Genomic DNA, 22,338 nt, shown 5'->3' with positions numbered 1-22,338 from the left:
ACCGCGTGATGCTGGATCACGTGATGCCAGATCACGTGATGCCGGGCCACCCCGACATCGAACGCATGTTCGAAAGTAATCCCGGGCCGGCCGGCCGTCAACCCGCCGGCGTGGCGCGCCACGCGGACGGGTCGAGATCGGGGTAGGCGGGCGCCGGAGGCACCGGGTCGTCCTCCAGCAGCAGGAGGAACCAGCCGAGCAGCACGAGCACCGTGACCTCGGGCACCCAGCCCCGGCGTGGGTCGGCCACCGTCGCGGCGCCGAAGTCCGGGCGGGCCACCGGCGGGCGATGGCGCGTCAGGTCGGACGGGTCAACCAGCACGATCGCGACCCCGTCGTGCGCGAACCGGACGATGTTGGCGTTCCGCCAGCCGACGAATCCGCGTTCGAAGACGTACCCGGCGGCCCGGCGGCGCGGGCGCAGCCAGCGCAGCGTGGAGCCGTCCGCGAGGTCGACCAGGCCGCCCCGCGGCCGGGGCCGGAACGCGGCGAGCGGCAGCCGCGCCACCGGATCGACCACCCGCACCCCCACGCCGTCGAGGTCCGACTCCAGCCGGAACGGGCGGTCGGCGACCATGAGCTCCACCCCGCCGTCCCGATGCCACCTCTCGAGGACGGCCGCCCGGTCACCGCGCACCCACACCTGGTTGCGGGTGCCCGACACGAAGTCGTAGCCCACCTCCAGCGGCAGCAGGCCGTCGAGCCGCGCGGCAAGGCCGGGCGCCACCCCGCGGCGGCCCGCGCCGGCCCCCTCGGCACCCGCCCGGCCCGCCTCCACCCGGCTCACGTCAGCCCGGTCCGCGGCCGCCCGCCGCGCGCCGCCGTCACGGCGGCGGTGATCCGGTGCCTCGTCCGCTCCGCCGCGGGACGCACCCGTCACCGCTCCGATGCCCGAGAACTCGAAGATCGACATGATCGACACCCTCCCTCCAGCCACCGCGGGACCCCGAACACCCCCCGCCGAAATGCGCGGCGGCCCGGTACGGCTCTCGACAACGAGTGCACCCCGGACCGATCAACAACCGGTACACACCCGATCACGACTGCCGTTGACCCGGAGTTGAAAGCGTCGAATCGCACGCGCGACGATTCCGCGGTTGTCCCGGTGTCCGCCACGGCCCGCCGCGGGAAAGGCAGAATCAGAAGGACGAACACCGCCGGCGCACCACACCGGCGACCGCATTCTCCCGAGAGGACCAGATGCCCGATCCGGACCGGCTCCAGTTCGCCGTCCTGGGGCCGTTGGAGGTCACCGCGGGCGGTGTTCCCGTCGTGCTCGGCGGCACCCAGCGAAAGGTGCTGCTCGCGGCGCTGCTGCTCGAGGCCGGGCAGGTGCTGTCCACCCAGCGCCTGATCGAGGTGATCTGGAGCGAACCAGCCCCGGAAAGGGCACTCGCCACCCTGCGGACGCACGTCAGCGAGCTGCGCCGCCGGCTGGAGAGCCCCAGCTCAGCCCAGGTGCTCATCCGCCGGGGAGCCGGTTATCTGCTCGATGTGGGGCCGGCGCAGATCGACGCCGAACGCGCCCGGCGGCTGTTGGAGCAGGGCCGGCGCGCCATCGAGGACGGCGACCCGGTCAGCGCCATCGCGCCGTTGCAGGAGGCGCAGGCGCTCTGGCGCGGCCAACCGTTGGTCGATCTCGTCGACTATCCCTTCGCAACGGGCTACGTCGAAAAACTGACAGAGCTTCACCTTGACATCCAGAAGACGCGAATCTCAGCCGATCTGTCGCTGGGCCGACACCGCGAGGTCATCGGTGATCTGCGGATGCTCGTCACGAGACATCCGCACGACGACGGGCTGCGCCGGGAGCTTGTTCTCGCGTTCTACCGCGACGGACGCACCGAGGACGCCGCCCGGGCCTGCCGGGAAGGCCTTGAGGCACTCCACGATCTCGGTCTGGAATCCCCGCTGCTGCAACGGCTCCAGGAGGACGTCCTGCGCGCCGATCCGGGCCTGGCCTGGACGCCGCCACGTGCGCTGGGCCGGCCGGTGTCGGCGCCGCCCACCGGGCAGGGCGTCTACCAGCTCCCGCCCGACATCGAGGAGTTCACCGGCCGCGACACGATCCGGAACCAGATCCTGGCCACCCTCACCGACCCGGTGGCGGGCGCGAAGGGGACGGTCGTCGCCGCGATCGCCGGCAAGGCCGGGGCGGGGAAGACCGCGCTCGCGGTGTATGTGGCCCACCGCGTCCGCGCCCAGTTCGCCGACGCCCTGTACGTGGACCTGCGCGGCACCAGCGAACCGCTCGACCCGCACCGCGTGCTGGGCCGCTTCGTCCAGGCGATGGGGGTAAGCCGGGCCGCGGTTCCCTCCGACCCCGACCATCTGGTCGAGGTGTACCGGTCGCTGCTGGTCAACCGCCGGGTGCTGATCCTGCTGGACAACGCGGCGAACGAGGCGCAGATCCGCCCGCTGCTCCCGACCAGCCCCGGCAGCGTGGTCATCGTCACCAGCCGCTCGCGGATGCACGGGCTGACCCCCTCCTACTGGATGGTCGACGTCCTGCACCCCGGCGACGCCGTGGAGCTGCTCTCCAAGGTGGTCGACGAGCGGCGGGTGAGCGCGGAGCCGGAGGCGGCACGCGACATCGTGGGGCTGTGCGGGTACCTGCCGCTCGCCATCCAGATCGCGGGGCGCAAGCTGGCCGCCCACCCGCACTGGCGGCTGACGCGGCTGGCCTCCCGGCTGGCCAACGAGCGGGACAGGCTGTCCTGGCTGGAGGCGGGCGACCTCGAGGTCCGCGCCAGCTTCGGGCTCAGCTACGAGGGCCGCCCCGCCGACGAGCAGCGGGCGTTCCGCCTGCTGGCGCTGCCCGAGCTGGCCGACTTCGCCCCGTGGGCCGCCGCCGCCGTCCTGGACGTCGGCCTGGACGAGGCCGAGGACGTCGTGGACCGCCTCGTCGACGCCCAACTGCTCGAACGCCGCGGTGTCGACCGGGCCGGCACCGAGCGGTACCGGTTCCACGACCTGCTCCGGGTCTTCGCCCGGGAGAAGAACGAGGCGTCCGCCGGCGCGGCCCACCCCACCGTCCCCCCGGGCCCGGCCTTCACCCGGACGGCGACCAGCGACGTCCCGCGCGCCGCCCCCACAGGCACGGACACCGGAGCGGCGCCGGCAGCCCAGGTGCCGCGGCTGGCTCCCGAGCACGCGCAGGCCCTCGACCGGCTGCTGTACGCCTATCTGGCGGTGCTGCGCGGCGCGGTCGACGAGTTCGCGCCGGGCACCGCGCGCACCATCGAGCCCGCCGCCCACACCCCCGCCGCGGGTGGCTCCGGTGGACCGGGCCACGCCGTCGACCCGGACGTGGTCGCGGCACTCACCGCCCAGCCGCTGCTGTGGTTCGGCGGCGAGCGGGTCAACCTGCTGGCCCTCGTCGACCAGGCGCACCGGCACGGCCTCGACGAGCCGACCTGGCTGCTCGCGATCGAGGCCGCCGAGTTCTGCGCCTTCGGCGCGCACTGGTCGGACTGGGAGCGGATCCACACCCTCGCGCTCGCGGCGGCGCGGCGGCGCGGCAACCGGCTGGCCGAGGCGGTCCTGCTGTGCGGCCTGGGCGAACGCGACATCACCCTCGCCTTCGAGCACGCCTTCTGGCGGCTGGACGCGCCCGGTGCCGACAACGACGGGGAGCCGGCGGCCGTCCTCGGTGCCCGCGCCGCCGACCACCTCGACCTCGCGACCGAGCGCCTGGAACGTGCCCGTTCGATCTTCGTCGAGTACGACGACGCGCTCGGCGAGGCCCGCACCCTGCACGGGCTGGCCGACGCCGCGCGCGGGCGCGGGGACGCCGAGGGCGCGGTGGAGCACTTCGAGCAGTGCCTGGCGCTGACCCGCCGCGGCGGCGCGCGGCGCGCGGAGGCCGAGGCGCTGATCTGCCTGGCGATGGCGCACGGCGACCGCGACGAGCTGGGCGAGGGCATCACCTGCCTGTCGATCAGCCTGTCGATCGCGCGCGAGCTGACCAGCCGGTCGCTGGAAGCCCTCGCGCTGCGCCGGCTCGGCGACCTGCACCGGCACCGGCCGGAACGCGCCCTGGCCCACTACAACGAGAGCCTGCCGCTGCTGAGCGCGCTGCCCGACATCCTGTGGGAGCCGCGGATCCTGGTCCGGCGGGGCGACATCCTGGCGCGCCTCGACGATCATCTCGCCGCGCGCCGGTCCTGGCAGCAGGCGGTCACCCTGCTGCGCCAGCACGGTTCCACCGAGCTCGCCGCGGCCGAGTCGCGGCTGACCCGCCCGGCGAGCACCGCGCCGACCCAGTTCGCCAGCGGCCGGCTGCTCGGCGACTTCGACCCGGCCTACTTCATCGGACGGGTCGCCACGAGCCGGCGCAGCGTCCGCCTGCTCAACACGTGGACGGACCTGCTGGCCCCGGCGCACGTCGAGGCCTTCGCCGAGGCTCTGCTCACCGCGGTCGACGCTGGGGCGATGGTGCAGATCCTGCTCCTGGACCCCGACTCCCCGCCCGCGGCCGGCCGGGCCGAGGACCTGCTGCACAGCATCGACGTCCCAAATGTGATCAGGGCGAACCTGCGCGTGCTCGACACCGTGCGGGCGCGGCTGGTCCCCGCGCTGCGACCCCGGCTCTCCGTGCGGATCTATGGCGACCAGCCACTGACGACCTACCACCGGTGGGACAGCGGGGCCCTGATCTCGACCTTCCCGTTCGGGCACTCGTCGGCAGCCACGACCCAGCACGAGGCGGCGATCTCCTCGACCCTCGTCCAGTTCGTCGAGCAGCACTTCGAGAAGATCTGGCATCCCGACCGCAGTGTCAGCCTCGACGACTATCTCCGGGTCCCGCTGCGCATCCTGCGCACCCACGGCCCCGACCGGGACGCCCGCACGATTCAGGCGAGGTACGCGCGGCTGGGCGACACGGTCTACCTGGCCGACGAGGAGCTGACCCGGCTCGTCCACGACGGCGGCGCCGACGGCCTCGTCACCGAGATCGGCGGCACCGGCCGCCACCCGCTCACCGAGCTGCACCGGTGCCGGGTCGTGCCGGCCTGGGAGGGGCGTGACCGCGCCGCGGACGCCTTCGCGAAGAAGTACGGACCGCAGACCACGGCCCCCGCGCCGGACGGCCCGCCGCTGCGGCTCGCGCCGATGCGCCCCCCGCCGCCCGCGCCCACTCCGCCCGCGCCCACTCCGCCCGCCGCCGGGCCGCCCGCCTCCGGGCCGGCGGCTCCTGGCCCGGCGGCTCCTGGCCCGGCGGGCCCTGGGCCGGCAGGCCCGCTGCCGTCGCCCCGATCGGTGCCGTGACGTGCTCGTCACCGTCGATTTCTGGCACGTCCCGCGCCGGCGGGCGGGGCACGCCGCCGCGCGCATGGCGCTCGACCGGCCCACGCTGCGGCGGACGTCCGGGCTGACGTTCGGCAAGCTGTTGGGCACCGGCTCGAGCCACCGGTTCACCCCGCTCGACGCCGACCCGCTGCGGTGGGCGCTGCTGGCGGTGTGGGACACACCCTCGGCGGCCCGGGGCTTCGAGCGCTCCAGGACAATCCGATCATGGGCCGGCATCGCGGACGAGCGCTGGCGGGTGGAGCTGCGCCCGGTGGCCTCCCGGGGGCGGTGGTCGGGCCGTACGCCGTTCGGGGGCCGTCCCGGTGGCCCGGCGAGCCACCGCCGCCCCGACGGCGAGCACCGTGGAAGACACGGCGGGGAACACGGCGGGGGGCCGGTGGCGGCTGTCACCCGGGCCCGGCTCGCGCCGCGGCAGGCCGTGGCGTTCTGGCGGGCCGTCCCGCCGGTCGCGGCGGAGCTGCGCGGCGCCGGCGGGCTGCTGTTCGCCGCGGGCATCGGCGAGGCGCCGATCGGCCTGCAGGGCACCTTCAGCCTGTGGCGGGACGTCACGGCGCTGCGCGCGTTCGCCTACCAGGGGCCGGCGCACGCCGCGGCGGTGCGGCGGACCCCCGCGGCGGGCTGGTACGCCGAGGAGCTGTTCGCCCGTTTTGTCGTGCTGGGCTCACGCGGGACGATCGGGGGTGTGAACCCGCTCGACATCCCGCCGTCCGCCGGGAAGGCCGATCATCCTTTGACAACCCGTTGAAGATCCTGCGCGAATGTGGGTCCCGCCGAGGCCCGGGCCGACTCCCGCGCACGCGGACGCCGACCGGACTGACGCCGGCAGGGCGGCCGGCGGCGGGACGACCGATGACGGGACGGCCGGCGCCCGGCGCGCCCGGTGCCCCTGGGCGCCCACCGCCCCGTACCTCCACCACCCCATGTCCCAGCATCCCGTGCCCCAGCGTTCCCCGCTCTGTTCCCGCTCCGTCCCCCCACTGTCCGTTTCCCGCTCCGTTCCCGCCGACCACGACGGTCGCGGCCGGCCGCGTTCGATCCAACCCGGGTGGCGTAACTCGCATGCCAAGGTCCCTCGACCCCTCCGCCCCGCTCGCCGCGCGCGGGAGACCGGCCGGGAGCACCACCGACGCCGCCCCGGCCGGGCGGCGGACCCTCATCGCGACGGCGGTGACCGCCCGGGTCGCCGGGCTGGCCATCCGGGCTGGCGCGGTGCTGCTCCCGGAGCTCGCCGGACGGCCCGCAGACCTGCCCGCGGCGCTGACCGAACACCGGCCGCACACTCTCGTCGTCGGGGCCAACCACGTTCCGGGCGACGCGCTGCACCGGTGGGCGCAGGCCATGCGGAGGACACCGGACCGGCGCGCGCTGGCGGTGATCCGCCGCGGGACGTCACTGGCCGAGATCGACACCGACGCGGCCGCGGAGCTCGGCGTGACCGTACGCAACACCCCGGAGGTCAACGCCCGGCACGTCGCCCGGTTCATGGCGGACGAGCTCCTCGCGCCCCGCCGCGCCGCGGGCCACCGCCCACGGCCGCCGACGGTGGGGCTGATCGGCAGCGGTGACATCAACAGCCGCGTCGCGCGCGAGGCGGTGGCCCGCGGCCACGACGTGATCGTGTACAGCCCGTCGCTGGCCGCCGGCGCCGGCGGCCTCGACCGCTGGCTGGCGGCCAGACGGCTGCCGGCGGGACGCATCCGGGCGGCCCGGGACGTCGAGTCCGTGCTCGACGCGGCCGACCTGCTCGGGCTCGCCGTCCCGCTGACCACGGGCGGGGAGCATCCCACCGCCGGCCTCATCGGGGCCGAACGGCTCAAGCGGTTCGGCGGCCACCGGATCGTCTCGGTGTGCGAGCCCGACGTGTTCACCGGGCAGGCGCTGACGGCGGCCTTCGACCAGCTCGATCTCGAGGTCGTCCTGGACAACGCCCCACGGCTGTTGGACCCGGTGCGAGCGCTGCTGGCTGGCCGGTACGACCCGGACGACCCGCCGCGGGTGCGGCCCGGCTTCACCCTCGTGTCGGCCGCGATGCGCGCGCCGGAGTGCGCGGCCGATCTCGACCAGGCCGTCCTGACCGCCCTCGCCCGCCTCGATCTCGACGACCGGCGGGAGCTCCCGCGCCCACCCGCCGGGCCGAGCCGGGCCGAGGCCGAGGCCGTCGTGGTGGTCGGCGGCGGGATCGTGGGCCTGACCGTGGCGCTGCGGCTGCATGAGGCCGGGCGGCGGGTCGTGGTCCTCGACGCGGCGCCGGCCGACCGCCGCCGGGTCGACGAGCAGGGCACCACCTTCGCCGGCACCAACGGACGTCACCTGTCGACGACCGAGACTCTGCCGCACGCCGACGCCACCCGCGCCGGGGTCCTCGCCCGGACCCCGACGGATGGCGGATGGCGGCTGCGCCCGCCGGAATCGCTCTCGGCGCCCGAGGCCGCCTGGGCCGAGGCGTTCGAGCAGTTCACCGACCGGCCGGGGATGCGCGCCCTCGCCACCGAGGCGGTGATCGCGCTCAATCGGCTGGGGCTGCGGCGGTGGGAGGAGATCTTCCAGGCCCGTCCCGACGACCTCGGCGCCTGCCTGCGGGGGAACCGGCTGGCCCGGGTCTACCTCGACGACGCCGGGCTCGCCACCGGCCGCGCGCTGCAGACCCGGGCGAACGACGACACCACCGACCTGGACGCCGCGGCGGTCCGCCGGCACTGGCCCGCCCTCGCCGCGGGGCTCGGCGCCGGACCCAGCTGTCGGTCCGACCGCCGGTCCGGCGGCGGGACCGTCGAGGTCGACGGGTGCGCCGTGGCCGTCCACGACCTGGCCGGTGCGCTCGCCGACCTGCTGCGCGGCCGGGGCGTGCCGGTCGTCGCGTCGGCCGCGGTCCGCGGGCTGCGGCCCACCGGCGCGGCGGTCGAGGTGGAGCTCGGCGACGGCACGGTCGTGCCGGCCGGCCGGGTCGTCCTCACCGTCGGCGGCCGTGACCTGTACCGGCTGCTCGGGAGGCGCTGGCCTGACGCCGGCTGCGTCGCCAACGTGCTCGGGGTGTCGCTGACCCTGCCGAACCCGGGCGTGGCCCGACCGTTGAAGATCCACGCGGGCGATCCGCTCGGTGTGATCAACGTGACGCCCGCCGCCGACCAGTCGATGATCCACGTCAGCGGTGGCTTCGGGTACCTCGGCCTGGCGTCCTGGCGCGGCGCGCGCCTCATCCCGGCCGACAGCGACACCGAAGCGGGCGGTGGTGGCGTCGCAGGGGCCGTCGAGGAGCTCGTCACAGCGCTCATCGTGGCCATCGGCGATCTCTTCCCCGCGCTGCGCGGGCCCGACGGGCGGCTGGACGTCCGCGAGGTGCGCACCTGCGAGCGGCCGATGACCGCGGACGGCCTGCCGGTGGTCGACGCCCCGGCGGAGCTCGGCGGACGGATCGTCGTCGCGGCCGGGACGAACGCGGGCGGAGCCGTCCAGGCGCCGGCCCTCGCGGACCTGGTGGCCGACCTGCTCGACGGCCACCCGTGGTGGGCACAGCTGGCCATGGCCGGTGACCGGACCGGGCTGCCCGTCGGCGGGGGTCGGCTATAGCACTGTTTGCCAGACCCGTTCCGGCCGACGGGCGGTGGCCTCGCGCCGCGCGTTATCGTCGGATGGCCCGGCGCGACAGGAGGCAAGGCTGTTGACCGACGTCCGAATCGTGCGGTGGTCACCGGCCCGGATGCGGGCCCGGCTCGACGACGTCATCGCCGTGTACAAGGCCGCGTTCCTCGACCACCACGAGGACGACCCGGTGCGCGCCGCCCGGGACAGGGCGACGCACGCGCGCCGTCACTTCGACCGCCGTGACCTGCGCGCCGTCGCCGCGGTGACCCCGGGCGACGAGCTGGTCGGCATGACCTACGGCCTGCCCGGCAAGAACGGCCAGTGGTGGCACGACGTCGTCGCCGGCGCGCTGCCGGAGGGGACCGCGGCGCACTGGCTCGCCGACTGCCTCGAGGTCGTCGAGCTGCACGTGCTGCCCGGTTACCAGGGCCGCGGCATCGGCCGTGACCTGCTGCGGGAGCTGCTGCGGGACGTCCCGCACCGCACGGCGGCGCTCTCCGCGCTCGAGCTGCCCGGCAGCCGCGCGCGCCGGCTGTACGCCAGCGAGGGATTCGTGCCCCTGCTGTCACACTTCCAGTTCCCCGGAAGCGGTACCGAGTACGCCGTGCTCGGCAAGGAGTTGCCCGGGCGGGACGCCGACGACCCGCCGCGCTCCGCTCCGGCAGGCCAGCCCGCCCGGGTGCCGTGAGCCGGTCGGGACCAGCCGGTTCCGATCCACCTCCGGCCGCCCCTGCGGGGCGGGCCGACCCACCTCCAGCCGCCCCTGCGGGGCGGGCCGACCCACCTCCAGCCGCCCCTGCGGGGCGGGCCGCGGCCGTGCTGCCCTGGCTCGCCACCGCGGTGGCCGTCGCGCTCCAGATCACCTATCCGCTGACCTCCGGGGACAGGCGGGCGGCCGTGACGGTGCTGTCGGTCCTGGCCTTCCTCGCGGCGGCGGTGAGCCATGCGGCCGCCGTCCACGGGCCCGCGTGGGCCGCGGCCGCGACGGCGCTGGCCGCCGGCACCGGCCTGCTGGCCGAGTCGGTCGGCCTGCGTACCGGCTGGCCGTTCGGCCACTACGCGTACGGCTCCGCACTCGGCCCCGATGTGGCCCGCGTCCCGGTCGTCGTGCCGCTGGCCTGGGCGATGATGGGCCTGCCGGCGCTGGTGCTCGGCCGCCGCTGCGCCCGCTCGCTGGTGCGGGCACCGGCCGCGCGCTGGGCAGTGACGGCGCTGGTCGGCGGCGCCACGCTCACCGCCTGGGATCTGTTCCTCGACCCGCAGATGGTCGCCGAGGGCTACTGGGCGTGGTCCTCCGGCGGTCCCGCGCTCAACGGCATCCCACTCAGCAACGCGGCCGGATGGCTGCTCGTCGGCACGCTGCTCACCGGCGCGCTGGCCGCCCTGCCCGCCACCGCCCGGACCGCCACCGCCGCGCCCTCCGCCGACCGGGTGCCGATGGCCCTGCTGGGCTGGACCTGCGCCTCGTCGGTGCTGGCCAACCTCGCCTTCTTCGGCCGTCCCGGGGTGGCGCTCGCCGGCGGTGCCGCGATGGGTTCGCTGCTCGGCCTCACCGTGCTGCTCGGCCGCCGCGACGCGGCCCGCGGGTGGGCCGGCACCGCCCGCGAACGGGACCTGGCACGCTCTGAGCTGTGAACGGAGGCAGACTGGCAACGGCGCTGGTGCGTTCCGGGGCGGCCGGAGCCGTCGCCGTCGCGGCGCACACGGCGGTGAACGCGGCGCTGCTGCGCGTCCCGGCGCCGGCCGTCCCGGTGCGGGAGCGGGTCAGCGTGATCCTGCCCGTGCGGGACGAGGCGGCGCGGGTGCACACCTGCCTGACTGCTCTGCTCGGCTCCCGCGACGTCGCCGACCTCGAGGTGATCGTCTACGACGACGGCTCGACGGACGGCACGGGCGTGATCCTGCGCCGGCTCGCCGAGCGGGACCGGCGCCTGCGGGTGCTGACCGGACCGGAGCCGCCGGACGGCTGGCTGGGCAAGCCCCACGCCTGCGCCCGGGCGACGCGCCAGGCCACCGGCACCGTGCTGGTCTTCGTCGACGCCGACGTCACCCTCGCCCCGGACGGCCTCGCCCGGGCCGTGGGCCTGCTGCGCGGATCGGGCCTGGACCTCGTCTCGCCCTACCCGCGGCAGGTCGCCGCCGGGGCGGCCGAACGGCTCGTGCAGCCGCTGTTGCAATGGTCGTGGCTGGCGCTGCTCCCGCTGCGCGCCGCCGAGCGCTCCGCCCGCCCGTCGTTGGCCGCGGCCAACGGCCAGTTCCTCTGCGTGGACGCGGCGGCCTACCGCCGGGCCGGCGGGCACGGCGCGGTCGGCGGCGCCGTGCTGGACGACATCGAGCTGCTGCGCGCGGTCAAGCGCTCCGGCGGGCGCGGTGTGGTCGCCGACGGCACCGAGCTGGCGGTCACCTGGATGTACGACGGCTGGCAGCCACTGCGGGACGGCTACGCCAAGTCGCTGTGGGCCGCGGGCGGCACCCCGGCGGCCAGCGTGGGTCAGCTGGCCGTGCTCGGATGGCTCTTCGTCGGCCCGGCGGTCGCCGCGGCGCGCGGGTCACGCGCGGGGCTCGTCGGCCTGCTGGCCGGCACGGTGAGCCGGCTGATCGCGGCCCGGCGCACCGGCGGCCGTGCCTGGCCGGACGCGGCGGCCCATCCGGTCTCCGTCTGCCTGCTCGGCTACCTGACGGCGCTGTCCTGGTGGCGGCACCGGCACGGCACCATCCGTTGGAAAGGCCGCGCGCTGAACGGGCCACCGACCGGGAGCGGACGACCGCGCATAGGCTCGGAGCCGTGGCGACGGTCGTCGTGGTCGGGGCGGGCGTCGGCGGGCTCGCGGCCGCCGCTCGGCTCGCCGCCGCCGGGCACCGGGTCACCGTCTGCGAGGCGGCGGAGCGGATCGGCGGCAAGCTCGGCTGGTACGAACGCGACGGCTACGGGTTCGACACCGGCCCGTCCCTGCTGACGATGCCCGAGGTGTTCGAGGAGCTGTTCGCCGCCACCGGCGGGCCGCTCGGCGAGCGGCTCACGCTGCGCCGCCTCGACCCGATCGCCGCCTACCGGTTCGCCGACGGGGCGGCGGTGACCGCGCACGCCGACGACGCCGCGTTCCACGCGGAGCTGGACGCGAGGCTGGGCGCCGGGGCCGGGGCCCAGTGGCGGCGCCTCGACGAGCGCGCCCGCCGGGTCTGGGCGGTGTCCGAACAGCCCTTCCTGCGCAGCCCGGTCTCGGCCGCGGCGCTGGCGCGGACCGCCGCGCGCCGCCCGCTGAGGCTGGCCACCGTCGCACCCGGCACCACCCTGCGCGGTATCGGGCGCCGTCACCTCACCGATCCGCGGCTGCGCATGATGCTGGACCGGTACGCGACCTACACCGGCTCGGATCCGCGCCGGGCGCCGGCCGCGCTGGTCACGGTCCCGCACGTGGAGCGACGGTTCGGCGGCTGGTACGTCCCGGGCGGGCTGCGGCTGCTCGGGCAGGCGATCGCCGAGCGGGCGGCCGAGCGCGGCGCGGTGATCCGCACCGGCGCGCCGGTCGCACGGATCACCCGCACGCCGGGGGGGCGGGTGGACGGCGTCCGCCTGGCCGACGGAACGCTGCTGGGTGCCGACCTGGTCGTGTCCGACGTCGACGCGGCCCGGCTCTACGACGGCGCACCGCCCGCGGCGCCCGGGCGGGCCGGCCCGCGCCCGCTCGTCGACCATCCGGCCAGCCGGCGGCGGATCCGGCGGCTGGCGCCGTCGCTGTCCGGTTTCGTCCTGCTGCTGGCACTGCGCGGGCGGACGCCGGGCCTGGCCCACCACACCGTGCTGTTCCCCGCCGACTACGAAGACGAGTTCAACGCGGTCTTCGGCGGCCGGCTGGCCTGGGATCCGACCGTCTACATCGCCGCGCCGGACGACCCGGCAACCGCACCGCCGGGCGACGAGGCGTGGTTCGTCCTGGTGAACGCCAGCCCGCACGCCGCCACCGCTGCCGCCACTGCCGGACCGCGGGGTCCCGGTGTGGACTGGGACCGGCCCGGGCTCGCCGACGCCTACGCCCGCCGCATCCTCGAGGTGCTGGCCTCACGTGGGCTCGACGTCCGCGCCCGGGTGCGCTGGTACCGGACGATCTCGCCGGCCGACCTCGCACGCGCGACCGGCGCCGTGGGCGGCTCGATCTACGGCGTGTCCTCCAACGGGCCGCGGTCGGCGTTCCTACGCCCGCGCAACCGCTCGCCGGTGCCCGGGTTGTTCCTGGTCGGCGGCTCGGCCCATCCGGGCGGCGGGCTGCCGCTGGTCACGCTCTCCGCGAAGATCGTCGCCGATCTCATCGGCCCGGCCTGACCCCGCCGCCCGCCGACAGCGCCGACCGCACCGAGACGAGGTACTGGACGAGCCCGACGACGCACACCACCAGCGTGGCCGCCGCGGCGACCGTGGCCACCGCGGCCGCATGTGCTGGGACGGCCCCGGCCAGCGCGAGACCCACCGCCGCGAGAATGATCCTGGTCGGCCGCTCCCCCACCGTCACGGTGCCGATCTCACCGTGCCCGGCACCGGCCGCGCGGGCCCGCACGTACTCGAGCATCATCATCGCGCCGCCCGCCGACACGACCAGCGCGACCGGTGCCCCGACCAGCCAGAGCGCGAGCAGGTGGCAGGCGTCGCAGACCCGGTCGGCGGCCGAGTCGAGCACGTAGCCCCAGCTCGTCACCCGGGCGCGCAGCACGGCGACCGCGCCGTCGAGATTGTCCAGCAGGCCGCCGGCCACGACGACGAGTGGGCAGACCAGCACCCAACGGCCTCCCGCCCATGCGGCGGGAATCACCGGCGTGGTGGCGGCGACCGTCGCCGCCGTCACCGCGCCCGGACTGACGCCGGCCGCGGCCAGCGGCCTGGCCAGGCGATACACCAGATCGAGCCAGATCCGGATCATGCGCGCGCCGCTTCGGGGGTCGTACCCGCCGTGTAGCGCGGCCCATTCGACCAGGTAGGTGTCTCGATCGGGTATCGGGGTGCGCACACCGTCCATCGTGCCCGCGCCGTAGAGTTCCGTCGTGGTATCCGACCAGCCGACCGGTGTCGTCGAGTCCATCGAGGACCTGGACCCCGATCACGTTTTCAGCGCGCACCGTGACCAGGTGATACTGGCCGTGCGCATCACCCCGGTCTTCAACGCTCTCGATCTCGGTCTGGTCACCGCCGTCATCGACGCGGCGAACCACGCGGGATTCGCGCTGGTGCGGGAACAAACTTTCCGCGACGAATGGCTACTCTGCGTCTTCGACGCCTACGAGGAACAGGACTGAAGCCACGCCGCCCGCCGCCGCGCGCCCGGCCGGACGGGGAGCGCGGCGCCGCACCGCGCGGCCACAGGCCACAGGCCACAGGCGGATCGTCAGCGGCCCAGGGACTGGTAGATCTCACGCGTCGCGCTGGAACGGTTCAGCGTGATGAAGTGCAGCCCCGGCGCGCCGCCGGCGAGCAGCCGCTCGGAGAGCTCCGTGGCGACCTCGACACCTATCGCCCGGACCGCGGCGGGATCGTCCGCGACCTCATGCAGACGGGCCGCGAGATCCGCCGGGAAATCCGCGCCGGAAAGCTGCGCCATGCGCTCGATCTGGGCCAAATTGGTAACCGGCATCACACCCGGAATGATCGGTGCGTCACAGCCGAGCCGCCGTACGCGTTCGACCAGCCGGAAATAGTCGTCGGCACCGAAGAAGAACTGGGTGATGGCGAAGTCGGCGCCCGCGTCCAGCTTTCGCACCAGGAACCGCGCGTCGGTCTCCAGATCCGGCGACCGCGGGTGTTTGTCCGGGAAGGCGGCGACGCCGACGCAGAAATCCCCGAGGGAACGGACGAGCCGCACGAGCTCGTCGGCGTGCCCCAGGCCGTCGGGATGACGCACCCATTCCGCCTGCGGGTCGCCCGGCGGATCGCCCCGCAGCGCCAGCACGTTGCGCACGCCCGCGCCGGCGTAGCCGCCGATGACCTGACGCAGCTCGCCCACCGAGTGGTTCACCGCGGTCAGGTGCCCGATGGGCGTCAGCGTGGTCTCGGTGGCGATGCGCTCGGTGACCCGGATGGTCCCGTCCCGCGTGGAACCGCCGGCTCCGTAGGTCACCGACACGAAGGTCGGGTGCAGGGCCTCGATCTCACGCAGCGCGGTCCACAGATGCCGCTCGCCCTCGGCCGTCCTCGGTGGGAAGAACTCGAAGGAGAAAGAGGTACGTCCGGAGGCCAGGCACTCGGCCACCGTCGGGGTCGACATCCGCGTCGTGCTCCCAGCCGCCGTCATGAGAGGGACCCTGTCATGCAGAAGAGAGTAATCCGGCCGCAGCCCATACCCCGGACAGGGCCTGCCGAGCCCGTGACGGCCACCGCGGCGCCGGGTCGGCGCTAGATCCGCACCGGGCCGCGCGGTGACGCGGGCCTGATCCTGATCCTGCCGGCCACGCTGCGCGCCAGCACCCGGCGCGCGGCCCCCGGCACGCTCGGCAGGTCGACGACCGCGGACTGCGGGTTCCCGGCCTCCGCCTCGACCCCGTACTCATCCTCGGGCAACACGAGGGTCACCATGCCGTCCTCGCTGACCGCGGACAGGTCGTCCGGCGGGCCGTCGAAGTGCAGGTTGACGTCGCCGGTCCGGCTACGGGCACTGACCCGCGCACCGGAGAGCTCCCGCCCGGTGATGCCGCCGCCCTCGGTGACCAGCACCAGGTCACCGGCGGAGCCCCAGAGGGTGATCTCCCCCATCCGGACCTCGGCCCGGGCCTTCGTCCCGCGCGGCAGCTTCAGCCGGGCCAGCGCCTCGCTCGTCCGCCCGTCGATCCGCAGCACACCGCCCGAGCGGGTCATGGTCGGCCTCGCCCGCCCGGGTCGGCGGCGCGCGAGGATCTCGACGGCGACGTCCGACCGGTCGTACTCGCCGATCTCGACCCGGCCGGCGGCGAGCCGGACCTCCACGGACGTCACCTCGTCGACCGTGCGCTCGAGCCGTTCCGGCGGCATCCGGAGCAGGATGAGAGCGCTGCCGGTCACCACCAGCAGCGCGACGCCGAGCGCGACGACGACGAGATCAGACACGACACCTCCGCACGACCTCTGGACGACCTCTGGACGCGGCGACCCCACAGGGTCGCCGATCAGGACGGTCGAACGCTACCCGCTACCGCCGGCACCGGGCGCCGGCCCGAGGTCCCGTCCGCGGTGAGATGTTCGGCGCACGGCCGCCCCTGGCCCGCCCCGGGCGGCGGTCCAGGGCTCCCGCCGCGCGGCGGTCACCGGGTGGGCGCCGGGCCGTCCCACCGAGGTGGCCCCACCGACGGGGCCGCGGCGGCGGGGCCACCTGCGGCGGGCGGAGCGGAGGCCCGCTCGGGCCCGGTGAGACCGTACCCACCCGAGCGGTGGACGGCCGGGCGGGTGCAGAGAGGACCTCCGATGCGAACAGTGACCGGGCCGACGGACCACGTCGTCATCGTCGGAGCCGGGCTGGGCGGACTTTCGGCCGCGCTCCGGCTGACCGGCGCGGGCCGGCGGGTCACCGTCCTGGAACGTGACGACACCCCCGGTGGGCGCGCGGGGTCGCTACGGCTGGGCGGCTACCGGTTCGACACCGGGCCGACCGTGCTCACCATGCCGGACCTGGTGGCGGACGCGCTCGACTGCGTGGGCGAGGACCTCGGCCGGTGGCTGCCGCTGCGCCGCCTCGACCCGATGTACCGGGCCCGCTTCGCGGACGGGTCCGTGCTGGACGTCCGCGCCGACCCGGAGCACACCGAGCAGGGGGTGCGGGAGCTGTGCGGGCCGGCCGAGGCAGCCGGGTTCCGTGACTTCACCCGGTTCGCGACCCGCATGTTCCAGGCGCAGATGCGCGACTTCATCGACGCCCAGGTCGACTCGCCGCTGGCCCTGATGCGGCCCTCGCTGGCCCGGGTGGCGGCGCTCGGCGGGTTCCGCCGCCTGGACACCGTGGTCGGACGGTACCTTCGCGACCCGCGGACCCGGCGGCTGTTCTCCTTCCAGGCGATGTACGCCGGGCTCGACCCGCACGAGGCGCTCGGGCTGTACGCCGTGATCGCCTACATGGACTCGGTGGCCGGCGTCTTCCACGCCGACGGCGGCCCGCACGCGGTCGCCGCGGCCATGGCCGGGGCCGCGGCCCGGCACGGGGCCACCTTCCGCTACGGCACCGAGGTGAACCGGGTGGAGGTCCGCGGCGGGCGGGCGGTCGCCGTGCACACCACCGCCGGCGAGCGGGTGGCGGCGGACGTCGTGATCCTCAACCCGGACCTCCCGGTGGCCTACCGCGACCTGCTGCCCGCCTCCGCCGCCCCGGCGCGGCTGGACCGCCTGCGGTACTCGCCGTCCTGCTTCCTGCTGCTCGCCGGCGCCCAGGGTGCCCACCCGTCCGGGACGCACCACACGATCCACTTCGGGGGCGCGTGGCGGCGCACCTTCGACGAGATCATCCGGCGCGGGGAGCTGATGAGCGACCCGTCGTTCCTGGTGAGCACGCCGTCGGTCACCGAGCCGGCGGCCGCGCCGGCGGGCGGGCACAGCTACTACGTCCTGTTCCCCACCCCGAACCTGACCGCGCCGCTGGACTGGTCGGTCCTCGGCCCGCGGTACCGCGACGAGGTCGTCGCCACACTGGAGCGTGCCGGCTACCCCGGGTTCGGAACGTCGATCGACGTCGAGCAGGTGACCACCCCGGCGGACTGGCGGGCCCGCGGGATGGCCGCCGGCGCGCCGTTCGCGGCGGCGCACACCTTCCGCCAGACCGGCCCGTTCCGGCCGTCCAACCTGGCGCCGGGACTGGCCAACGTGGTGTTCACCGGCAGCGGGACCCGGCCGGGGGTGGGAGTTCCGATGGTGCTGATATCGGGCCGGCTGGCCGCCGAGCGGGTTCTCGGCCGTGATCGTGGCTACCGCACGCGGACACTGAGGGCTATTCCCTGACGCCGTAATGTGTCATTGGGCGTTCGGGGCGTCACCCGGGTTTCGTGTCCCCGGAGTTTCGGCGCGGTATTAGGTGAGAACTTCCTGAAGGGCACCTTAGAAGAGGCTTCCGGCCACACTGTCCCGAGTCCGTTGGCACTCGATTCCGCACAGCGTCTGGGAGGATGGCGCCATGAACGAGTGGACGACCGATCCCGGCGTGGCGGCACCCGGCGCGGAGGTCCGGGCGCCCGCCGGCTCGGGTTCGGCGGCCAGCCGTCCGGCCGAGCCCTCCGCGATCGAGGCGGCCGACGACGCGGCCCTGCTCGAGCGGGCGTTGTTCGAGGTCAAGAAGGTCATCGTCGGCCAGGATCACATGGTCGAGCGCATGCTCGTCGCGCTGCTGGCCCGGGGGCACTGCCTGTTGGAGGGCGTGCCCGGCGTCGCCAAGACGCTGGCCGTGCAGACGCTGGCGACGGTCGTCGGCGGCTCCTTCGTGCGGATCCAGTTCACCAGCGACCTCGTCCCCTCGGACATCATCGGAACGAGGATCTTCCGCAGCAGCCGGGAGACATTCGACATCGAACTCGGCCCGGTCTTCGCGAACTTCGTTCTCGCGGACGAGATCAACCGCGCGCCCGCGAAGGTGCAGTCGGCGCTGCTCGAGGTGATGTCGGAACGGCAGGTATCCCTCGGCGGGATCACTCACCCGCTGCCGCGGCCCTTCCTTGTGCTGGCGACGCAGAACCCGATCGAGTCGGAGGGCGTCTACCCGCTACCCGAGGCGCAGCGCGACCGCTTCCTGATGAAGGTCAACGTTCCGTACCCGACCGCGGCCGAGGAGCTGGAGATCGTCCGGCGGATGGGCGTGCGGCCACCCACCGCCGAGGGCGTCCTCGAGCCGGAGTCCCTCATCAGGCTGCAGAACCGCGCGGACGACGTGTTCGTCCACCACGCGATCACCGAGTACGCCGTCCGCCTGGTGCTCGCGACCCGCTCCCCCGCCGACGTCGACCTCCCCGAACTGGCCGGGCACCTCGCGTACGGCGCGTCCCCCCGGGCCTCGCTCGGCCTCATCGCCGCGGCCCGGGCGCTCGCCCTGCTGCGCGGCCGGGATTACGTGGTCCCCGACGACGTGTCCGCGGTCGCGCTCGACGTCCTGCCGCACCGCCTGGTCCTCTCCTACGAGGCGCTGGCCGAGGGGCTCACCGCCGAGGAGATCGCCGGCCGCGTCCTCGACGCGCTGCCGCACCCCCAGGTCGCGCCCCGCCAGCAGGCCGGCGCCGACCACGGGCGCAACGGGCGCATCCCCCCACCGGTCACGCACTCCGGGCGCTGGCGCACCGACCCACGCACCGGCTTCCCCGAGTACTTCGATGGCGGGTCGTCCCGGTGACCGCTCCCCGCGCGGATCCGGCCGCGCCCCAGCCCGCGGCGACGTCGCCGTCGGTCGAGCGGACGCTGCGCGGCCTCGAGCTCACCGTGACCCGCCGGCTGGACGGCATGCTGCTCGGCGATCATCTCGGCCTGCTGCCCGGCCAGGGCACCGAGAAGGCCGAGAGCCGGGAGTACAACGTCGGCGACGACGTCCGCCGGATGGACTGGGCGGTCACCGCGCGGACGACCGTCCCGCACGTGCACGACCTGATCGCCGACCGGGAGCTGGAGACGTGGGCGCTGGTCGACCTGACGGCCAGCCAGGAGTTCGGCACCACCTCGGTCCGCAAGCGTGATCTGGCGATCGCCGCGGTGGCGGCGATCGGCTTCCTCACCGCCCGCACGGGCAACCGGATGGGAGCCGTGGCCCTCACCCCGGCCGGGCCACGGGTCATCCCCGCCCGGCCCGGCCGCCAGGGCCTGCGAACGCTGCTGCGGACCCTGCTGACGGTCCCCGAGGGGGCGCACGACCGGCCGCTGCGCCGGCCCGACCCGGCGGCCGCCACCGATCTCGCCGCCGCGATCGCCGCCCTGGACCGCCCGCGCCGGCGCCGTGGCCTCGCGGTGGTCGTCAGCGACTTCCTCTCCACCGACCTCGACTGGGAACGGCCGATGCGCGTCCTCGCGGCGCGCCACCAGCTCCTCGCGGTCGAGGTCCTCGACCCGGCCGAGCTGACGCTGCCCGCCGTGGGCCTGCTTCCGGTCGTGGACGCGGAGACCGGCGAGCTGGTGGAGGTTCCGACGTCCTCACGGCGACTGCGTGAGCGCTACCGCCTGGCCGCGGCCGAGCACCGCTCCCAGGTCGCCCTCGCGCTGCGCCGGGCGGGCGCCGGGCACCTGGTGCTGCGCACCGACTCCGACTGGCTGATCGACATCGTCCGCTTCGTCTCGGCGAGCCGGACGAGCCGCGGCGCGGCACGACGCCCACCCGTGGACTCGACCCGGCTACCGGGCCACCCGCGATCGCTCCCGCCGGCCACCGGCCGGGGTCGACCCGGGACAGCAGCTGTGGCCGGGGCAGGCGGCCGTCGGGGCAGGCGGGCGGCGGCGCCGTGAGCTTCCTGGCCGGTCACTGGTTGTGGCTCTTCCTCGCCGTCGGCGCGCTGACGGCGGCTTACGTCGTGGTGTCGCTGCGCCGCCGGGTCTACGCCGCGCGGCTGTCGTCGACCGCCCTGCTCTCCAGCGTCCTGCCGCGCCGCCCGCAGTGGTGGCGCCGCCACGTCCCGGCGGCACTGCTGCTGCTCGCCCTGGCCGGCCTGGTCATCTCGATGGCCCGCCCCGCCCGGGCCGAACGGGTGCCACGCGAACGAGCGACGATCATCCTGGCCATCGACGTGTCGAACTCGATGGCCGCCACCGACATCACACCGACCCGGCTCGAGGCGGCCAAGCAGGGCGCCCAGGCCTTCGTCGACCAGCTCCCGCCGCGGATCAACCTCGGGCTGGTGTCGTTCGCGGGCTCGGCGGCCGTCCTCGTCCCCGCCTCGACCGACCGGGAGTCGGTGCGCTCGGGAATCCGCGGGCTGCAGCTCGGCCCGGCGACCGCCGTCGGTGAGGGCATCTACGCCTCCCTGCAGGCGATCGCCACCGCCGGGCAGCGGCTCTCCGACGAGGGGCAGCCACCACCGCCCGCCGCGATCGTCCTGCTCTCGGACGGTGAGACCACACGAGGGCGCCCGAACGCGCAGGCGGCGACGGCCGCGCGCGACGCCGAGATCCCCGTCGACACCATCGCCTACGGCACCTCGGACGGCACCCTCGACGTCGGCGGCCAGCAGATCCCCGTACCGGTCAACGAGGAAGCCCTGCGTGAGCTGGCCGACCAGACAGGCGGCTCGTACCACCGGGCGACCTCCGGTGACGAGCTGCAGTCCGTCTACCGGGGCCTGGGCAGCTCCATCGGTTACCGCACGGAGTACCGGGAGATCACGACCTGGTTCGTCGGCCTCTCCCTCGGGCTCGGGCTGGCCGCCGCCGCGCTCTCACTCGCGCTGTCCTCCCGGCTGCCCTGATCCGCCGGCAACGCTGATCCGCCGGGTGCCCTGATCTGCCGGTTGTGCTGATCCGCCGGCTACGCTGGCTGTTGTGAGCGGCCTGCGCAGCGAGCTGGACGCGGCCGGCATCACCGATCCGCGCCTGCGGAGCTCCTACCGCGCCGCCCGCGAGCTGAACGCCGTCCACGGGCGCACCTACTACCTGGCCACCCTCCTGCTGCCACGGTGGAAGCGCCCGCACGTCCACGCCCTGTACGGCTTCGCGCGGTACGCCGACGAGATCGTGGACGACCTCGACTCGACGCTGACCGACGAGGCGAAGGCACAGTGGCTGCGACAGTGGGGCAACCGCTTCCTCACCGCACTCGCCACCGGCTCGGTCGGGGTCGGGGTCGGGGTCGGGGTCGACGGGAGCGGGGCAGGCTCCGTCGGTGCCGGGGATGCCGGGGTGCTGCCAGCCGTCCTGCACACGATTCGGCGTTTCGACCTGCCGGTCGCGTACTTCGAGGCCTTCCTGACCTCGATGGCGATGGACCTGACCGTCACCGGCTACGCCACCTGGGACGACCTCATGGTCTACGTCCACGGCTCGGCGGTGGTGATCGGCCTGCAGATGCTGCCCATCCTCGAGCCCGTCGACGCCTCGGCGGAGGCGTACGCCCGCGACCTCGGCGCCGCCTTCCAACTCGCGAACTTCCTCCGCGACGTCGGGGAGGACCTGCGCCGCGGCCGCGTCTACCTTCCGCAGACGTCCCTGGACCTGTTCGGAGTCACCAGGGAGCGCCTCGCCACCGGGGTGGTCGACGGCCCCGTGCGCCGGCTGCTGACCCACGAGATCGCCCGTGCGCGGGAGCTGTTCCGCTCGGCCCGACCGGGCATCCGGCTGCTGCACCCGACGTCCCGCGACTGCCTCTGGACCGCGTTCCACCTCTACGGCGACATCCTGGACGAGATCGAACGCGCCGACTACCAGATCCTCGACCGACGGGTATCCGTCGGCCTGGGCCGCCGCCTCACCGTCGCCACGCCGGCCCTGATCCGCGCCACCCGCTCCCGCCGCCATCCCTCGACGAGCTAAGCCGCCCCACCAGC

16 protein-coding genes and 1 pseudogene are annotated in these 22,338 nt (G+C 75.1%); 13 read left to right on the top strand and 4 right to left on the bottom strand.

Annotated features, from left to right (window positions below; all coding sequences use genetic code 11):
• Positions 1 to 97 precede the first annotated feature (97 nt).
• Complete coding sequence (locus E0504_RS24760) at positions 98 to 913, bottom strand: hypothetical protein (protein ID WP_071063920.1); 816 nt, start codon at positions 911 to 913, stop codon at positions 98 to 100.
• Positions 914 to 1,200: 287 nt separating this feature from the next.
• Here E0504_RS24760 and E0504_RS24755 point away from each other — a divergent pair, with 287 nt between their 5' ends.
• The 7 genes and pseudogenes from E0504_RS24755 to E0504_RS24725 all read left to right on the top strand — a co-directional run bounded on the left by E0504_RS24755 (position 1,201) and on the right by E0504_RS24725 (position 13,216).
• A complete protein-coding gene (locus tag E0504_RS24755; RefSeq protein WP_131625940.1) occupies positions 1,201 to 5,271 on the top strand; it encodes a BTAD domain-containing putative transcriptional regulator in 4,071 nt (1,356 codons plus the stop codon).
• A 1-nt stretch (position 5,272) separates the two neighbouring features.
• Complete coding sequence (locus E0504_RS24750; protein WP_112109207.1) at positions 5,273 to 6,058, top strand: spheroidene monooxygenase; 786 nt, start codon at positions 5,273 to 5,275, stop codon at positions 6,056 to 6,058.
• Between the two features lie 314 nt (positions 6,059 to 6,372).
• The gene (locus tag E0504_RS24745) at positions 6,373 to 8,880 is read left to right on the top strand and encodes an FAD-binding oxidoreductase (RefSeq protein ID WP_131625939.1); all 2,508 of its coding nucleotides are present in this window, start codon (positions 6,373 to 6,375) and stop codon (positions 8,878 to 8,880) included.
• Positions 8,881 to 8,971: 91 nt separating this feature from the next.
• Positions 8,972 to 9,583, top strand: coding sequence for a GNAT family N-acetyltransferase (locus E0504_RS24740; protein WP_112109205.1), 612 nt, complete (start codon positions 8,972 to 8,974; stop codon positions 9,581 to 9,583).
• Between the two features lie 128 nt (positions 9,584 to 9,711).
• Positions 9,712 to 10,530, top strand: coding sequence for a carotenoid biosynthesis protein (locus E0504_RS24735; RefSeq protein ID WP_131625938.1), 819 nt, complete (start codon positions 9,712 to 9,714; stop codon positions 10,528 to 10,530).
• Positions 10,527 to 11,219 (top strand): annotated as a pseudogene (locus E0504_RS52235) (glycosyltransferase family 2 protein); the annotation flags it as partial. The gene E0504_RS24735 and the pseudogene E0504_RS52235, both read left to right, overlap by 4 nt.
• Positions 11,220 to 11,680: 461 nt before the next feature.
• The gene (locus E0504_RS24725; RefSeq protein WP_131625937.1) at positions 11,681 to 13,216 is read left to right on the top strand and encodes an NAD(P)/FAD-dependent oxidoreductase; all 1,536 of its coding nucleotides are present in this window, start codon (positions 11,681 to 11,683) and stop codon (positions 13,214 to 13,216) included.
• On the opposite strand, the gene E0504_RS24720 is transcribed toward E0504_RS24725, so the two are convergent.
• A complete protein-coding gene (locus E0504_RS24720) occupies positions 13,200 to 13,967 on the bottom strand; it encodes a CDP-alcohol phosphatidyltransferase family protein (protein ID WP_112109202.1) in 768 nt (255 codons plus the stop codon). The genes E0504_RS24725 and E0504_RS24720 overlap by 17 nt on opposite strands.
• Between E0504_RS24720 and E0504_RS24715 the strand changes: the two genes are divergently transcribed.
• Entirely contained in the window at positions 13,930 to 14,181 is a 252-nt protein-coding gene (locus E0504_RS24715; protein WP_041254788.1) for a hypothetical protein, read from the top strand. The two genes, E0504_RS24720 and E0504_RS24715, sit on opposite strands and share 38 nt — an antisense overlap.
• Before the next feature lie 89 nt (positions 14,182 to 14,270).
• On the opposite strand, the gene metF is transcribed toward E0504_RS24715, so the two are convergent.
• Positions 14,271 to 15,146, bottom strand: a complete 876-nt coding sequence (gene metF, locus E0504_RS24710) for a methylenetetrahydrofolate reductase [NAD(P)H] (protein ID WP_235015023.1) — start codon at positions 15,144 to 15,146, stop codon at positions 14,271 to 14,273.
• Between the two features lie 128 nt (positions 15,147 to 15,274).
• Positions 15,275 to 15,961 carry a hypothetical protein gene (locus E0504_RS24705; RefSeq protein WP_083390869.1) on the bottom strand — a complete coding sequence of 229 codons (687 nt, stop codon included), beginning with the start codon at positions 15,959 to 15,961 and terminating at the stop codon, positions 15,275 to 15,277.
• Positions 15,962 to 16,315: 354 nt separating this feature from the next.
• Here E0504_RS24705 and crtI point away from each other — a divergent pair, with 354 nt between their 5' ends.
• The 5 genes from crtI to E0504_RS24680 all read left to right on the top strand — a co-directional run bounded on the left by crtI (position 16,316) and on the right by E0504_RS24680 (position 22,324).
• Positions 16,316 to 17,836: a phytoene desaturase family protein gene (gene crtI / locus E0504_RS24700; RefSeq protein WP_112109200.1), complete on the top strand. Its 1,521-nt coding sequence runs from the start codon at positions 16,316 to 16,318 to the stop codon at positions 17,834 to 17,836.
• A 172-nt stretch (positions 17,837 to 18,008) separates the two neighbouring features.
• Positions 18,009 to 19,211: a MoxR family ATPase gene (locus E0504_RS24695; RefSeq protein WP_112109199.1), complete on the top strand. Its 1,203-nt coding sequence runs from the start codon at positions 18,009 to 18,011 to the stop codon at positions 19,209 to 19,211.
• Entirely contained in the window at positions 19,208 to 20,308 is a 1,101-nt protein-coding gene (locus E0504_RS24690; RefSeq protein WP_071061740.1) for a DUF58 domain-containing protein, read from the top strand. The genes E0504_RS24695 and E0504_RS24690 overlap by 4 nt, the downstream gene beginning before the upstream one ends.
• Positions 20,305 to 21,264, top strand: coding sequence for a VWA domain-containing protein (locus E0504_RS24685; RefSeq protein WP_112109198.1), 960 nt, complete (start codon positions 20,305 to 20,307; stop codon positions 21,262 to 21,264). Before E0504_RS24690 ends, E0504_RS24685 begins: the two co-directional genes overlap by 4 nt.
• A 73-nt stretch (positions 21,265 to 21,337) precedes the next feature.
• Complete coding sequence (locus tag E0504_RS24680) at positions 21,338 to 22,324, top strand: phytoene/squalene synthase family protein (protein WP_131625936.1); 987 nt, start codon at positions 21,338 to 21,340, stop codon at positions 22,322 to 22,324.
• Positions 22,325 to 22,338: the final 14 nt, after the last annotated feature.

It is taken from the genome of Parafrankia sp. BMG5.11 (assembly GCF_004337455.1).
Note: the sequence above shows the minus strand (reverse complement) of the source record. Positions and strands in the feature narration are given on the sequence as shown.

What these genes read in the sequence shown, in the direction of transcription:
- E0504_RS24745 (WP_131625939.1), top strand. Translation starts at nt 6,373, where the DNA reads ATGCCAAGGTCCCTCGACCCCTCCGCCCCGCTCGCCGCGCGCGGGAGA.
- crtI (WP_112109200.1), top strand. Translation starts at nt 16,316, where the DNA reads ATGCGAACAGTGACCGGGCCGACGGACCACGTCGTCATCGTCGGAGCC.
- E0504_RS24755 (WP_131625940.1), top strand. Translation starts at nt 1,201, where the DNA reads ATGCCCGATCCGGACCGGCTCCAGTTCGCCGTCCTGGGGCCGTTGGAG.
- E0504_RS24760 (WP_071063920.1), bottom strand. Translation starts at nt 913, where the DNA reads ATGTCGATCTTCGAGTTCTCGGGCATCGGAGCGGTGACGGGTGCGTCC.
- E0504_RS24695 (WP_112109199.1), top strand. Translation starts at nt 18,009, where the DNA reads ATGAACGAGTGGACGACCGATCCCGGCGTGGCGGCACCCGGCGCGGAG.
- metF (WP_235015023.1), bottom strand. Translation starts at nt 15,146, where the DNA reads ATGTCGACCCCGACGGTGGCCGAGTGCCTGGCCTCCGGACGTACCTCT.
- E0504_RS24720 (WP_112109202.1), bottom strand. Translation starts at nt 13,967, where the DNA reads ATGGACTCGACGACACCGGTCGGCTGGTCGGATACCACGACGGAACTC.